The sequence below is a fragment of the Hydrogenophaga electricum genome (genome assembly GCF_030160815.1).
In the GTDB taxonomy this organism is placed as follows: domain Bacteria; phylum Pseudomonadota; class Gammaproteobacteria; order Burkholderiales; family Burkholderiaceae_C; genus Hydrogenophaga; species Hydrogenophaga electricum.
Genome location: NZ_BSPB01000067.1, coordinates 1 through 15,144, shown reverse-complemented (window position 1 = coordinate 15,144; position 15,144 = coordinate 1). Strand labels below are relative to the sequence as shown.

13 protein-coding genes are annotated in these 15,144 nt (G+C 67.5%); 11 read left to right on the top strand and 2 right to left on the bottom strand.

Going from position 1 to position 15,144, the window contains the following annotated elements; genetic code table 11:
- Positions 1 to 438: 438 nt before the first annotated feature.
- Entirely contained in the window at positions 439 to 2,853 is a 2,415-nt protein-coding gene (locus tag QQK43_RS20865; RefSeq protein WP_284309312.1) for an ATP-binding protein, read from the bottom strand.
- A gap of 175 nt (positions 2,854 to 3,028) precedes the next feature.
- On the opposite strand from QQK43_RS20865, the gene QQK43_RS20860 reads away from it, so the two are divergent.
- The 5 genes from QQK43_RS20860 to QQK43_RS20840 all read left to right on the top strand — a co-directional run bounded on the left by QQK43_RS20860 (position 3,029) and on the right by QQK43_RS20840 (position 8,802).
- A complete protein-coding gene (locus QQK43_RS20860; RefSeq protein WP_234267356.1) occupies positions 3,029 to 4,228 on the top strand; it encodes a threonine ammonia-lyase in 1,200 nt (399 codons plus the stop codon).
- A 181-nt stretch (positions 4,229 to 4,409) separates the two neighbouring features.
- Positions 4,410 to 5,876 carry a mechanosensitive ion channel gene (locus QQK43_RS20855; RefSeq protein WP_284309311.1) on the top strand — a complete coding sequence of 489 codons (1,467 nt, stop codon included), beginning with the start codon at positions 4,410 to 4,412 and terminating at the stop codon, positions 5,874 to 5,876.
- 4 nt (positions 5,877 to 5,880) lie between these two features.
- The gene (locus QQK43_RS20850) at positions 5,881 to 6,318 is read left to right on the top strand and encodes a PaaI family thioesterase (protein WP_284309310.1); all 438 of its coding nucleotides are present in this window, start codon (positions 5,881 to 5,883) and stop codon (positions 6,316 to 6,318) included.
- A gap of 78 nt (positions 6,319 to 6,396) precedes the next feature.
- On the top strand, positions 6,397 to 6,540 hold the full coding sequence (locus tag QQK43_RS20845) for a hypothetical protein (protein ID WP_234267358.1): 144 nt from the start codon (positions 6,397 to 6,399) through the stop codon (positions 6,538 to 6,540).
- 384 nt (positions 6,541 to 6,924) lie between these two features.
- On the top strand, positions 6,925 to 8,802 hold the full coding sequence (locus QQK43_RS20840) for a phosphoenolpyruvate carboxykinase (GTP) (protein ID WP_284309309.1): 1,878 nt from the start codon (positions 6,925 to 6,927) through the stop codon (positions 8,800 to 8,802).
- A gap of 108 nt (positions 8,803 to 8,910) precedes the next feature.
- On the opposite strand, the gene QQK43_RS20835 is transcribed toward QQK43_RS20840, so the two are convergent.
- On the bottom strand, positions 8,911 to 9,468 hold the full coding sequence (locus tag QQK43_RS20835; RefSeq protein WP_234267360.1) for a hypothetical protein: 558 nt from the start codon (positions 9,466 to 9,468) through the stop codon (positions 8,911 to 8,913).
- A gap of 112 nt (positions 9,469 to 9,580) precedes the next feature.
- On the opposite strand from QQK43_RS20835, the gene QQK43_RS20830 reads away from it, so the two are divergent.
- From QQK43_RS20830 to QQK43_RS20805, 6 genes are all read left to right on the top strand, one after another.
- Positions 9,581 to 10,561, top strand: coding sequence for a LysR family transcriptional regulator (locus tag QQK43_RS20830; protein WP_234267393.1), 981 nt, complete (start codon positions 9,581 to 9,583; stop codon positions 10,559 to 10,561).
- Between the two features lie 19 nt (positions 10,562 to 10,580).
- Positions 10,581 to 10,970 (top strand): universal stress protein, encoded by a 390-nt coding sequence (locus tag QQK43_RS20825; RefSeq protein ID WP_234267361.1) that lies wholly within the window; start codon positions 10,581 to 10,583, stop codon positions 10,968 to 10,970.
- A 28-nt stretch (positions 10,971 to 10,998) separates the two neighbouring features.
- A complete protein-coding gene (locus QQK43_RS20820) occupies positions 10,999 to 11,820 on the top strand; it encodes a metallophosphoesterase (RefSeq protein ID WP_284309308.1) in 822 nt (273 codons plus the stop codon).
- Between the two features lie 91 nt (positions 11,821 to 11,911).
- Positions 11,912 to 12,334, top strand: coding sequence for a universal stress protein (locus QQK43_RS20815; protein WP_234267363.1), 423 nt, complete (start codon positions 11,912 to 11,914; stop codon positions 12,332 to 12,334).
- A gap of 99 nt (positions 12,335 to 12,433) precedes the next feature.
- On the top strand, positions 12,434 to 13,909 hold the full coding sequence (locus QQK43_RS20810; protein WP_284309307.1) for an MBOAT family O-acyltransferase: 1,476 nt from the start codon (positions 12,434 to 12,436) through the stop codon (positions 13,907 to 13,909).
- A gap of 1 nt (position 13,910) precedes the next feature.
- Positions 13,911 to 15,053, top strand: coding sequence for an alginate O-acetyltransferase AlgX-related protein (locus QQK43_RS20805; protein ID WP_284309306.1), 1,143 nt, complete (start codon positions 13,911 to 13,913; stop codon positions 15,051 to 15,053).
- Positions 15,054 to 15,144 lie beyond the last annotated feature (91 nt).

The window sequence follows — 15,144 nt, the reverse complement described above, 5'->3', positions numbered from 1 at the left end:
GCCCGTAGATCAACGCCAGCCCCGAGCACATCACGATCAGCAATGACCCGTACACCAGACCGTTGAACAAGTTGATCGTCAACATGCGCTTGTCTCCGTGTTGTTGTGGGATGCGCGGAAAGCTCCATCGGCTCGCCGTTCGCATCAGGAATCTGTTGACACAAAGCCGGCCAACAAACGGGGCAAGTATTCAGACAAACCTATGCCATGAACAATGACTTATTCATCTAATCCATATTGAAAAACGCATACCTCCCGCTGAGCAGGACGCACGGGCACAAAGCCAGAGGCAGGTGGCTTGCCGCCACCATGGTGGGCGAAGAGGGGGAAATCAGGCCATCCACGCTCTGCCGCCGCACCGGGAGAACCGGTACGCAGCACGCGACGGGATCCGCGTGTCGGTCGGGCAGCAGGGCTGCCCGGGCGCCGACGGGTTCCTCAGTGCACGAAACCCATGCTCCGGGCTTCGCGCACTTCCGGTTTGATGCGGTGTTCGGCCTCCAGCTGGGCCAGAAACTCCTCGGGCGGCAGGGCTTCGGCCAGGATTTCCACCTGGCGTTTGACGGCCGCGAAATCGCCGGGGCAAAGCTGGTCCAGCCGGGCCAGCCGCGCGCGCCAGGCGGTCGTGAGGCCAGCCTCGTCGCCACCCAGTGCCTCGACCACGAACATGCGCTCGCGCTGTTCGACCCGCAGCGGCTTGAACTGGATCTTGAAGGTGAAGCGCCGCAGGGCGGCCTGGTCGATGCTGTCCATCAGGTTGGTCGTGCACACGAAGATGCCGCGAAAGCGCTCCATGCCCTGCAACATCTCGTTGACCTCGGTCACTTCGTAGGTGCGCTGCGCATGCCGGCGGTCCTGCAGGAAGCTGTCGGCCTCGTCGAGCAGCAACACCGCCTTCTCGGCTTCGGCCTCGCGGAACATGGCGGCCATCTGCTGTTCGGTTTCGCCCACGAACTTGCTCACCAGATCGCTGGCACGGCGGATCATGAGCGGGCGTTCCAGTTGCTGGGCGATGTGTTCGGCCAACGCCGTCTTGCCGGTGCCGGGTGCGCCGTGAAAGCACAGGGTGCCGTGGCCGCGCGCCTTGAGCGCGGCAATGATGCGCGGCACGTCGTAGCGCGATTCGACGTGCAGCATGTCCAGGCTGTAGCGTGTGGGCGTGGGCCGCGCGGTGGCGTCAGGTTGCCGGCCCAGCGCCTGGTCGGCATTGCGCAACTGGCGCTCGATCAGATCGTCCAGCAGCGGCACCGCTGCCGGCGCCTTGCGCCGGCCTGGCGCGCGCACCGGCGCACAGGCCAGTTGCGCGAAACGCACCGCGGTGCGGATCTGCGCCGGCGTCAGGCCCTTGCGCGCGGTCAGCCGCGCCACCAGCGCGTCGGACACGGGCACGCCTTCGAGCGTCTTGCGCACGAGCTGCTCGCGCGCCCCCGGCGGCGGGCTTTTGAGTTCAAGGTGGTAGGCGAAGCGGCGCCGGAAGGCCGGGTCGATCTGCTCGATGCGGTTGGTCACCCAGATCGTGGGCACCGCGTTCGATTCGAGGATCTGGTTGACCCAGGCCTTGCCGCTGACGCTGTGGCTGTGCGAGGCCGGCACCTGCTCGGCGCGCGCCATGAACTGCGCCGCCTCGCTGCTGATGGGCGGGAACACGTCCTCCACCTCGTCGAACAGCAGCGCCGAATGCGCCGTGCCTTTGAGGAACACCTGCGCGATCTGCAGCGAGCGGTAGCGGTCGCGCCCGCTCAGGGCGTTGCCATCGCGGTCGGCGTACTCGACCTCGAACAGCTCCAGCCCGGCGGCGGCGGCCACCACGCGCGCCAGCTCGGTCTTGCCGGTGCCCGGCGGGCCGTACAGCAGCACGTTCACGCCCGGCTCCTTGCGCGCCACGGCTTCGCGCAGCAGGCCCACCAGCAGCCGCACATCGTCGGCCACGTAGTCGAAGTCGCCCGCCGCCAGCGCCGAACGCGCCGCCGGCCGCGTGAACACCGCCATCAGCTCGCTTTCGCTGCGGTATTCGCGCATCAGCACCGGCGGCAGCTTCTCGCTGACCTTCATGAGATCGGCCAGGTCGGTGATGTTGTGCTCGGAGATCAGGTTCTCCACCATGCCGATGCGCTCCAGCCGCGAGCCGGCGCGCAGCGCCTCGCCCACTTCGCTGGCCTTCACGCCGGCCACCTCGGCCAGCGCGGCGTAGGCCTCGGGCGCGTTGTTGACCTTGAATTCGACCAGGATCGAACGCAGGTCGCGCTGGTAGCGTGCCAACGTGCCGTACAGCAGCAGCGCGCGCTCAGCGCGATTGAGCTGCAACAGGTTGGCCAGTGCATCGATGTTTTTTTCCACCAGCGTGGACTGCTTCTTCAGCGCCTGCGACAGCCAGTCACCGGTGGCGGCCAGCACGGACAGCAGGTCGCGTGGCGTCTCCTTGGCGTACTCATCCAGATAGAAGAACAGCGTGCCCTCTTCGTAAGGGCCGCGCCACACGCCGTAGCGTTCCATGAAGCCGCCGGTGGACAGCCGTTCCTGTCCCTGCCAGAGTTCGTTGTCCTTGCAACGGCGCACGAGGAATTCGCGCAACCGCGCCAACACCGTCTGCGGCCAGACCAGGTGCCGGCCCGCCAGCGCCAGCAGGGTATTGAGGTCGCGCCGCACGTTGAAGCGCGGCCCCTGGCGCGCCGCCAACGTGAGCACGAAGTGCGAGCACATGAGGTCGAGCACCGGCGCCTGGCGCAGGCCCGGTGGCACGAACACCCGGGCGTCCAGCGAACCCGCCAGTCGGGGCTCGCGCGGCTCGGCGACGCGCGCTCCCGCGCCCACACGGGGCACGGCCATTCCGGGCGGCGGCAAGCGTTTGTTCATGCGGACACCTCCAGCAATCAACCGGTAGAGATGCCACGCCAGACACCTCACAGGGGTTGACGGCACCATAACGCAGCTTCATGAAACAGGGAAGAGCCGAACGAGCCGATGCCGAGGTGGCCGTGGGGCTTTTCCGGTTGCCCGCCAGCGCCCTGGAAAAGCCGACAATGCCGACATGCTGCAACTGAGTGACATCGAAAAGGCGGCCGCCTTGCTGGCTGGCCAGGTGCTGGAAACGCCGTGCGTGGAGTCGCGCACCTTGTCACAGATCGTGGGCTGTCAGGTGTTCCTGAAATTCGAGAACCTGCAATACACGGCGTCGTTCAAGGAACGCGGTGCCTGCAACAAGCTGGCCCAGTTGGATGCCTCCGAACGCCAGCGCGGCGTGGTCGCCATGAGCGCGGGCAACCATGCGCAAGGCGTGGCTTACCACGCCCAGCGCGCCGGCATCCGCGCGGTGATCGTGATGCCGCGCTTCACGCCCGGCGTGAAGGTGGAACGCACCCGGGGCTTCGGGGCCGAGGTGGTGCTGCATGGCGACACGCTGGAAGAAGCCCGCGCCCACGCCCACACCCTGGCCGAAGCGCAGGGACTGGTGTTCGTGCACCCGTACGACGACGAGGCCATCGCCGCCGGCCAGGGCACCGTGGCGCTGGAGATGCTGCGCGCGGTGCCCGATCTCGACGTGCTGGTGGTCGCGGTGGGGGGCGGCGGCCTGATCGCCGGCATGGCCACGGCAGCGCGGGCATTGCGCCCGGCACTGCAGATCGTGGGCGTGCAGACCGAGCGATTCCCGTCCATGTACAACGCGGTCAAGGGCACGCACCTGCCCCAGGGGCAGAGCACCATCGCCGAGGGCATCGCCGTGGGTCAGCCCGGCCGGCTGACCGAAGCCGTGGTGCGCGAGCGGGTCGACGACCTCCTGCTGGTGGACGAAGGCGACATCGAGCAGGCCATCGTGATGCTGCTGGAGATCGAAAAGACCCTGGTCGAAGGTGCTGGCGCCGCCGGCCTCGCGGCGCTGCTGCGCCACCCTGGCCGCTTTGCCGGTCAGCGCGTGGGGCTGGTGCTCAGCGGCGGCAACATCGACCCGATGCTGCTCGCCTCCATCATCGAACGGGGCATGGTGCGGGCTGGGCGGCTGGCCCGTGTTCAGGTCAGCGCTCGCGATGTGCCCGGCAACCTGGCCCGCATCACGGCCACCGTGGCCGCCGCCGGCGCCAACATCGACGAGGTGCACCACCAGCGCGCCTTCACGTTGCTCGCGGCGCAGAACGTGTCCATCGAACTGGTGCTGCAAACGCGCGGCCATGCCCACGTGCAGCAGGTCATCGAGGCTCTGCACAGCGCCGGTTTCGAGGCGCAAGCCCTCTGACCGGAGGCGTCAGCCGCCTCACGAAACCCTGATCTGTGCGCTACCGCACGCATTGAATCATCATTTCAGGCAATTTGCCGGGAATCTGTAGTCATTTGCTGTCTTGACGCCGTCACAGGTTGACGCAACCCCGCTGCGTTTGCATCATGCCCCTGTTGCCAACTGTGAACAGGAGTAAAGAATGAACATGAACACGTTGTGGGAGTCGCTGCAAAGCACGATGGGCGGGCACATTCCCCAATTGCTCGGTGCCCTGGGCATCTTTATCCTGGGCTGGTTCATCGCGGTGGTCGTGCGCGCCGGTGCGCGCCGCAGCCTGGGCGCGGTGGGTGTCAACCGGCGCTTCGGTCAGCTCACAGGCACCCAGGTCGACATCGAAGGCGCCGTGGGCCTGGGCCTGTTCTGGGTCGTGCTGCTGTTTGCGCTGGTGGCCGTGTTCAATTCGCTCGATCTGGCCACGGTGTCGGGGCCCTTCTCGGCCTTCACCACCGAGCTCTTTGCCTACGCACCGCGCCTGCTGGGTGGCTTGGCGCTGGCGCTGGTGGCGTGGCTGCTGGCCAGCGTGGTCCGCATGGTTTCGCAGAAGCTGCTGGACCGCACCACCCTGGATGAAAAGCTCTCGGCCCACGCCGACATGGCCCCCATCGGCGAAAACCTCGCCGGTGCGCTGTTCTGGCTGGTGATCCTGCTGTTCGTCCCGGCCATTCTGGGTGCCCTGGGCCTGCAGGGCCTGCTGGACCCGCTGACCCAGATGGTGACCAAGGCGCTGGACATGCTGCCCAACGCGGTCGCGGCCCTGGTGATCGGCGGTGTCGGCTGGATCCTGGCCACCGTGCTGCGCAACCTGACCACCAACCTCAGCCGCACCGCCGGCATCGACAAGATCGGGCACCGCGCCGGCATCGGCGAAACCGTGCGCCTGTCCAGCGTGGCCGGCCTGCTGGTGTTCGTCGCGGTCTTCGTGCCCTCGCTGATCGCCGCGCTGGACGCGCTGAAGATCGAAGCCATCTCCAAGCCCGCCACCGACATGCTGGGCATGCTCATGGCGGCCGTGCCGCACCTGATCGCCGCCGCGCTGATCCTGGTGGTGACCTGGCTGGTGGCCACTTTCGCCAGCCGCCTGCTGACCAGCCTGCTGGCCACGCTCGGCTTCGACACGCTGCCCGAACGCATCGGCCTGTCCCACGCCTTCACCCAGGTCAGCGCCTCCGCCTTCGTGGGCCGCGTGGCTTTGTTCTTCGCCATGCTCTTTGCCACCGTGGAAGCGGCCAACCAGTTGGGCTTTGACCAGGTCGGCGGCATCGTCGAGACCTTCATCCGCTTCGGTGGCGACATCCTGCTCGGCTCGGCCATTCTGGTGATCGGCTTCTGGCTGGCCAACGTCGCCTACCAGGCGATCGACCAGGCCAGCGGCGCCCACACCAAGGGCCTGGCCCGCATCGCACGCTTTGCCATCCTGGCGCTGGTCATCGCCATGGGCCTGCGCGCCATGGGCATCGCCGACGACATCGTCAACCTCGCCTTTGGCCTGACCCTGGGTGCCGTGGCGGTGGCCGTGGCGCTCTCTTTCGGACTCGGTGGTCGCGAGGCAGCCGGCAAGCTGATGGACCACTGGCTGGCCCGCTTCCGCAAAGACGGGGGTCAGTGATCCCATGACCCACCCGGCGACCACACCATCCAGTCCGCCGGACATCGCCGCCCTGGCGGAATGCCTAGCGGCGTGGTTCGCGCCCTGGGTCCAGGACCTGGGGCTGGCCGTGGTGAGCCATGGGGACGGAGAGGTCACGCTCCGCCTGCCGTTCTCGGACCGACTGGCCCGGGTCGGCGGCATGGTCTGCGGACAGGCCCTGATGGCGGCGGCCGACACCGCCATGGTGCTGGCCATCGTCACCCGCCTGGGAACACGCCAGCCCATGACCACCGTGCAGCTGAACACCAGCTTTCTCAAGCCCCTGTCCGGCCAGGACGCGCTGGTGACCGCCCGCGTCGTGCGTGCAGGCAAAAGCCTGGTGTTCGGTGAAATCGACATCGTGGCCGCCGGAGACGGCAAAAGCGTGTGCCGCGCCAGCACCACCTACGCCCTGCTGTGAGCCGCGCGATTCTGGCGGAGCCGGCCAAGCTGACCTAGAATGCCTATTGATTTTCGTCAAACAGTCCGGAGACCGACCATGGCCCACCCGCAAACCGACTCTCACAGCCAGCCGCCCGAGGACGTGATCGAAGCCATCACGCCGCTGATGCCCATCGTTCTGCCCGTGGCCGGTGCCGTGCTGATGTTCCTGCTGGCCTTCATTGCCGTCTTCATGGCCTGAAAGCCCTCCAGCCCCGCCAGCCGGCTCCAGGGGCCGGCTTTTTTTTGGGTGTCTTCGGGTCAGGCATCCATCCAGCGCCGATGGGCGGCGGCACCATCCCCTTTGTCGGCGGCATCAGGTTATGCATGTTTTGCATGTAACCACCCAGTAACCAGCCCGGCCCTTCCCTAAAATTCCGGCATCAGGCCGACACACGGACCAGAACCCGGGTCAAACGCCCCGCTTCTGCCGCCACGCTGCAAGCGTCACCGCCCCGCAGCCCCGCAGCCCCGCGCGCCGACCGCCCCGATCCCGCTCCAGGGACCCAGCCGCCCACCCTTGCGTGGCCAGCGGCTGTTGGTGTCGCTGGAGCCCGCTGGTTTTCAACTTCTGGAGTCTTGACCGATGAACTCTCCCGTGATGCAGGGCCTGAACCTGAACACCCCCGCCTATGTCAAAAACGCCCAGCTGATTGCCTGGGTGGCCGACATGGTGGCCCTGTGCAAGCCCGACAGCGTGTACTGGTGCGACGGCAGCCAGGAAGAATACGACCGCCTCTGCCAGGAACTGGTCGACGCCGGCACCTTCAAGAAGCTGAACCCGGCCAAGCGCCCCGGCTCCTTCCTGGCCTGGACCGATCCGTCCGACGTGGCCCGCGTGGAAGACCGCACCTACATCTGCTCCGAAAAGAAGGAAGACGCCGGCCCCACCAACAACTGGATGGCCCCGGCCGACATGCGCGCCACCCTCAACCCGCTGTTCGACGGCTGCATGAAGGGCCGCACCATGTACGTGGTGCCCTTCAGCATGGGCCCGCTGGGTTCGCACATTGCCCACATCGGCATCGAACTGACCGACAGCGCCTATGTGGCCGTCAACCAGAAGCTGATGACCCGCATGGGCAAGGCTGTGTACGACGTGCTGGGTGACAGCGGCGAATTCGTGCCCTGCATGCACACCGTGGGCGCCCCCCTGGCCGAAGGCCAGAAGGACACCACCACCTGGCCCTGCAACCCCCAGGTCAAGTACATCGTGCATTTCCCCGAAACGCGCGAGATCTGGTCCTACGGTTCGGGCTACGGCGGCAACGCGCTGCTGGGCAAGAAGTGCTTCGCGCTGCGCATCGCGTCCAACATGGGCCGCGACCAGGGCTGGCTGGCCGAGCACATGCTGATCCTGGGCGTGACCAACCCCGAGGGCAAGAAGTACCACGTCGCCGCCGCCTTCCCCAGCGCCTGCGGCAAGACCAACTTCTCCATGCTGGTGCCGCCCGAAAGCGCCTTCCCCGGCTGGAAGGTCACCACCATCGGTGACGACATCGCCTGGGTCAAGCCTCAGGCCGACGGCAAGATGCTGGCGATCAACCCCGAAGCGGGTTATTTCGGCGTCGCGCCCGGCACCAACATGCACACCAACCCGAACTGCATGCGCTCGCTGGACAAGAACGTGATCTTCACCAACGTCGCCCTGACCGACGACGGCGACGTGTGGTGGGAAGGCATGGAAAAGGACACCGGCACCCTGCCCGATCACCTGATCGACTGGCAAGGCAATGACTGGACGCCGGCCATCGCCAAGGAAAAAGGCACCAAGGCCGCGCACCCGAACTCGCGCTTCACCGTCGCCGCCACCAACAACCCGGCGCTGGACCCGCAGTGGGACGACCCGGCCGGCGTGGCGATCGACGCCTTCCTGTTCGGCGGCCGCCGTTCGACCACCGTGCCGCTGGTGACCGAGGCCCGCAGCTGGACCGAAGGCGTCTACATGGCCGCCACCATGGGCTCCGAAACCACCGCCGCCGCCTTCGGTGCGCAAGGCGTGGTGCGCCGCGACCCGTTCGCCATGCTGCCCTTCTGCGGCTACAACATGAGCGACTACTTCCAGCACTGGCTCAACGTCGGTGAGACCGTGGCCAAGACCGGCGCGAAGCAGCCCAAGATGTTCTGCGTGAACTGGTTCCGCAAGAACGCCGACGGCAAGTTTGTCTGGCCCGGCTACGGCGACAACATGCGCGTGCTCAAGTGGATGATCGACCGCATCGAAGGCAAGGCCCAGGGCCAGGCCACGATGTTCGGCACCGCCCCGGCCTACGCCGAGATCAACTGGACCGGCCTGGACTTCAGCGCCGAGCAGTTCCAGCAAGTCACCAGCATCGACAAGGCCGCCTGGGCCGACGAATTCAAGCTGCACGATGCCCACTTCGAACAGCTGGCCTACCACCTGCCGAAGGCCCTGGTCGACACCAAGACCGATCTGGAAAAGCGCCTGGCCGCCACGGCCTGACACAGGCACCGGGGCTGTGGCCCCGGCGTGCGCCCACAAAAAAGCCCCGATGGATCGGGGCTTTTTTTATGGAGCGGGCCCCAGCGGTGGGCACGGGTCAGCGGGGATTCACAGGTACGGCAGGTAGCCGGCATGGCGGCGCATGGCGGTCTGGGCCATAAGGCGCGCGCTGACCGGCGAGACCACACCCGAGTCCAGTCCCATCGGTGCCAGTGCCTCGCTGAAGACTTCTGCGCTCTTGGCGACCGGAGCGACGGCCGCGGCATCGACCTCGGCCGACTCGCGGATGCGGGCCTGGATCAGTTCGGAGCGCAGACGCGGGTCCTGCTTGGCCAGTTCCCAGAGGCGGGCTTCGGCGCGGGCTTCGGCCAGGGAACGCGACCAGCCGTCCAGCGCCTTCAGCGTGCGCAGGGCCAGCGAACGGGCGGTGCTGCCGAACAGGGCGAGGCCGGCGAAGACCACGACCCAGAGGCTCACCCAGGCCAGGAACAGGTGCCCGTCGGCCCAGGTACTGATGAGGTGATCGGCCAGCACGACCATCGCGGCCACGGCGGCGGCCAGCAACATGGCGGCCAAACCCCGGGCACTGTCGAAGGAGCGGCGGGCGCGGTAGACACCCTCGGACCGGTGGCCCAGGGCGGAAGAAGAGGAAATTGCAGTGCTCATGGCGTTACCCCCGAAACAAAAAGTCGGAATGTCTTGTGGACGGAACGAATACTAGGGTTAACCCCGATGTCACGCCAGTTTATTTTTGTGATGAATTACATTCACCATGGAAATGATTGATCGCAACTTTCGCACCCTCGACCTGAATCTGCTGCGGGTGTTTGACGAGGTCATGGCCGAACGCAACCTCACGCGGGCCGCCCACAACCTCGCCATGACGCAACCCGCCGTGAGCAATGCCCTGCGCCGGCTGCGCGAATCGCTGGGCGACGAGCTGGTGCGCCGCAGCGGCTACGGCGTCGAACCCACGCCGCTGGCCCTGGCCGTCTGGCCCACGGTGCGCGACGCGCTGCAGCGCCTGCAGGAATCGCTGGCGCCCGGCGGCTTCGACCCGGCCCATGCGCGCAATGCCTTCGTGATCGCCATGGCCGACGCCACCGCCGCCAAGATCGTGCCGGGGCTGATCCGCCTGCTGCAGGACGAGGCCCCGAACGTGAACCTGCGTGTGCTGCCCCTGACCACACGCGACCCGCGCGACCTGCTGGAGTCGGGCTCGGCCGACCTGGCCATCGGCCACTTCCCGGGCGTCATCACCGAACTCAGCGCCATCCATCTGCAGGAGGATTCGCCGCGCTTCCTGCACCAGCGCCTGTACGACGGCGAATACGTGGTGGTCATGCGCCGGGGCCACCCGCTGGCCACCGCGCCGCTGGATCTCGACACCTATTGCCAGGCCCGACACCTGTTGGTCAGCTTTTCGGGGCGGCCTTTCGGTTTCGTCGACGAAGCCCTGGCCGCGCAGTCGCGCCAGCGGCGGGTGGTGCTCACGGTCAACCAGTTCTTCACCGCCGGGCGCGTGGTGGCCACCACCGACCTGCTCACCGTGCTGCCACGCCACTTCGTGGGCGCCACCGGCATGGAACACGAACTGGCTTTGCGTGAGCTGCCGCTGGCGGTGCCCGCCGTGCATGTGGACGCGCTGTGGCACCGCCAGGCCACCCAGCAGGGCGCGCACCGCTGGTTGCGCGAACTCGTCGAACGGGCTTCCGTGCAGGGCTTCCAAGCCGATAACATACGGCGTTCCGTTCCGTGATGTCTGCAGGGAGATTGCCATGGCCTTGCCCATGAAATTGCTGTTGGCTGTCGATGGCAGCCGGTACACGCGGCGCATGCTCACCTACATCGTGTCGAACGAGCTGCTGTTCCGCCCCCAATACGACTACGTGCTGCTGCACGTGGTGCCTGAAAACGCAGAAACCGCCGCCGCCGACTCGGTGCTCGATGAGGCTTGCGATTTTCTGAGTTCGCAAGGCCTGGAGGCGCGCCGGCTGGCGCGGCGCGGCGCACCCGCCGATCTGCTGGTCAAGGTCGCCAGCGAACTGCAGAGCAACCTGATCATCATGGGATGCCGGGGACAGACTTCCCTGGAAAACATGATGCTGGGCTCGGTCACGGCCGCGGTGCTGGGCCGATCCCACGTACCGGTGCTGGTCATCCGCTGACGCTGGCGCCTGTCCCACAATCGGGGGCATGCGTTTTCAGTTGCTCAGCGACCTTCACCTCGAAACCGACCCCACGTTCCAGCCCCAGCCGGCCCCCGAGGCCGAACTGCTCGTGCTCGCGGGCGATGTGGGCTCCTACCAGCAGCGCAGCGACGGCAGCGTGATGGCCGAGCCCGACTGGGGCCTGCGCCGCTTCTCGCCCCTGCCGCAGTACGCAGGCTGGCCCGTGCCGGTGCTGTTCGTGCCCGGCAACCACGAATACGACGCCCTGGACGTGGACGATGCCCACCAGCGCCTGCGCGAAACCTGCGAGCGGCTGGGCATCACCTGGCTGGAGCGTCGCAGCATCGAGATCGCCGGCGACCGCTGGATCGGCGCCACCCTGTGGAGCGACTACGACGCCCTGGTGCCGTCCGGCGCCACCCTGACCGAGCGCCTGCGGCGGCGGGAGAAGGCCTTTCGCGCGGCCAATTTCTATCTGAACAAGATGGGCGGCCAGCGCCGGGGCCGGCTGTTCGACGCGGCGGCGATGCGCGAACTGGCCCTGGAATCCCAGGACTGGCTGCGCGCCGAGCTGGCCCGCCCGCACGCCGGGCGCACCGTGGTCGTCACCCACTTCGCGCCCACGCTGCACAGCGCCGACCCGCGCTACGGCCTGACGCCGGGAACCGCGGGTTTTTGCAATGCGCTGGACGATCTGCTGCCCCAGGTCGACCTCTGGCTGCACGGCCACCTGCACTGTCCACAGGACCGGCAGGTCGGGCGCTGCCGCATCGTGGCCAACCCGCTGGGGTACGCTGACAAGGGCGAGCAGGCCGGCTTCCTGCCGCAGCAAACCATCAGCTTCTGAACCGCGGGCGGGCGTGCGTGGAAGGCCGTATGTCCGGCGCTTCGCCAGAAGCTTAAACTCAGCAGCTTCACACCCGAAGGAGTATGTGCCCATGAAGATCCTGCTTGCCATCGACGGCAGTGCCTACACCAAGAAGATGCTGGCCTACCTGACCACGCACGAGGAGACGTTCGGCCCGGCCAACGAATTCACGCTGTTCACCGTGCAGAACCCGCTGCCGCCGCGGGCCCGCGCCGCCGTGGGCGCCGACGTGGCCAATGGCTACTACGCCGAAGAGGCCGCCAAAGTGACCGCGCCCGTGGTGAAGTTCCTCGCCCGCCATGGCATCGACGCCAAGGTCGTGAGCAAAGTCGGCACGCCGGGTGAGCTGATCGCCAAGCAGGCCACCGCCGGCAAGTTCGATCTGGTGATGATGGGTTCGCACGGCCACAGCGCGCTGGGCAACCTGGTCATGGGCTCCGTGGCAACCCAGGTGCTGGCGCACTGCAAGGCGCCCGTGCTGCTGGTGCGCTGATCCAGCCCCGTTGGCACCCCGCCCAGACGGCCCCGCGAGGGGCCGTCTGCGTTTGGAACCCGCAAAGCGCCTCTCGCCTCGCCGCATAATCCGGCCGCCATGCTGTTCAACTCGGCCGTCTACCTGTTCGCCTTCCTGCCCACGGCACTGGTGGTGTATTTCGGCTTGTGCCGGCTGCGCTGGATTTCGGCCGCGCAGGGCTGGCTGGTGCTGGCCAGCCTGTTCTTCTACAGCTACTGGAAACTCGAATACCTGCCGCTGCTGCTGGGCAGCCTGGTGGTCAACTTCCTGGTCGGACAGGAACTCGCCCGCCCCCGCGCCGCGCGCTCCGACGTGCCCCGGCAGTGGCTGCTGGGCGGTGCCATCGTCGCCAACCTCGGCCTGCTGGGCTACTACAAGTACGCGCACTTCCTGGCCGACAACCTCAACGCCCTGACCGGTGCCCAGCTCGACTGGCCCCAGGTGGCCCTGCCGCTGGCGATCAGCTTCTTCACTTTCCAGCAGATCGCCTATCTGGTCGACAGCTACCGGGGGCTCACGCGCGAATACGACTTTCTGCGCTACGCGCTGTTCATCACCTTCTTCCCGCAGCTGATCGCCGGGCCGATCGTGCACCACCACGAAATGATGCCGCAGTTCGCGCGGCGCCGGAACTGGGTGATCCATTCCGGCCACGTGCTGACCGGGCTGTGCATCTTCGCCATCGGCCTGTTCAAGAAGGTGGTGATCGCCGACGGCTTCGCGCCCTGGGCCGACCAGGGCTTCGACGGCAGCCAGGCCCTCGGCTTTTACGAAGCCTGGGTCACCAGCCTGTCCTACACCTTCCAGCTCTACTTCGATTTCAGCGGCTACTGCGACATGGCCATGGGCGCCGCGCTGCTGTTCAACATCCGGCTGCCGCTGAACTTCCGCTCGCCCTACCAGGCACTGGACATCCAGGACTTCTGGCGCCGCTGGCACATCACGCTCGGCCGCTTCCTGCGCGACTACGTCTACATCCCGCTGGGCGGCAACCGGGGCGCGGCCTGGCACACCGGGCTCAACCTGTTCCTGACCTTCGTGATCGGCGGGCTCTGGCACGGCGCGAGCTGGATGTTCGTGATCTGGGGCGCGCTGCACGGCGCGGCCCTGGTGCTGCACCGGCTCTGGCAGGCCACGGGCCTGCGCTTGCAGCGCTGGCTGGCCTGGCTGCTGACCTTCCTGTTCGTGAACGGGGCCTGGGTGTTCTTCCGCGCGCCCTCGCTCGACAGCGCCTGGCGCGTGCTGCGCGGCATGGCCGACTGGCGCGGCGCCCTGGGGCCGGCCGCCGCCGATCTGCCGACCGCGGCGTTCGCCTGGGGCGGCTGGTCGGTGGACCTCTGGCTGCGCTGGCTGCCGCCCGCGCTGGTGGCACAACTGCCGCAGTACGCCGCGCTGGCCGCCGCAGCCTTCGTGCTCACACGCGGCCATGCGGGGCGGTTGATGGACGCGCCACCGCGCTGGCACACCACCCTGGCCTGTGCGGTGCTGCTGGGCGTGGCCTTTTACGCCACGCTGGCCTCCACGTCCACCGTGTTCCTGTACTTCAACTTCTGACATGCACCGCAAGGCCGGCATCGCCACCTTCCTGGCCATCAGCCTGGCGCTGATGGCCGCCGCGCCGCTGGTCAACCTGCGGGACGACAACGTGCGCACCTACGCGCGCAAACTGCTGGCCGAGCGCAACTACCCGCGCCTGCAGCGCCTGCTGTTCAACGCCGACTTTCTGGTCGCCGAGTTTTCGGCCCTGACCTGGCGCACCGGGCTCAGCACCTCGCCGGCCAAGGTGGTGGTCGGGCAGGACGGCTGGCTGTTCCTGGGCGACGCCTATGGCGACAACGTGAGCCAGCACCGCTTCGGTGAACAGCCCGGCGACCCGGCGCTGGCCGCGCGCATCGCCACCAACCTGCTGGCCTGGCAGGCCTGGCTGCGCGCGCAGGGTGTCCAGGGTTTTGCCCTCGTCATCGGCAGCGACAAGCACCACATCTACCGCGAGGCCCTGCCGCACTGGGCCGACCTGGGGCGCCCGCCGCGCGTCCGCAGCCTGCTCGACGGGCCGGCGCGCGCGCTCATCGCCGATCCCGCGCCGGCCCTGCGACAGGCCTCGGCCCAGGGGCCGGTTCCGACCTACTACCGCTCGGACACCCACTGGAACCTGTACGGCGCGGCCCTGAGCCTGGACGCGCTGCGCCAGACGCTGTCGGGCCAGGGCGTGGCCCTGCGCTGGCCGACGGCCAGCCCGCCGGCGATTGAACGCGTGGGCAGCCGCATCGGCGGCGATCTCGGCCGCTTCCTCTACATCCAGGAACGGCTGGAAGAGCCCGAGCCCCACCCCGCCGTCACCAACCGCGAGGCCATCGACGGCAGCGACATCCGCGTGCTCGAAACGGGCGAGCGGCTGGAGCCCGGCGCCTTCGGCCAGTTGCAGTTCCCGCGCCACACCGTGCGCGTGCTCACCCCCGGCGCGCTCAACCCCCTGAAAGTGCTGTGGCTGCGCGACTCTTTCGGCATCGCGCAATCGCCGCTGATGGCCGCGGCGTTCCGCGAAACGATCCAGCTGCACTGGGGCACCGGCTTCGAAAATGGCGCCCAGCGTCTGGTGGAACTGGTGCGCCAGCAGCGGCCGGATCTGGTGGTGCTCACCGTGGTCGAGCGCGGGCTGCTCAGCGACGTGTTCCTGACGCCGCCGCCGCAGGACTGAGTAACCGTCTTGGAAGTCAAGCGCTGTGAAGCGATTTGTCCCAAGGTTTGCCAGTTCGGACCATGGCATTGAGCGTGGTCAGCAGCTTGCG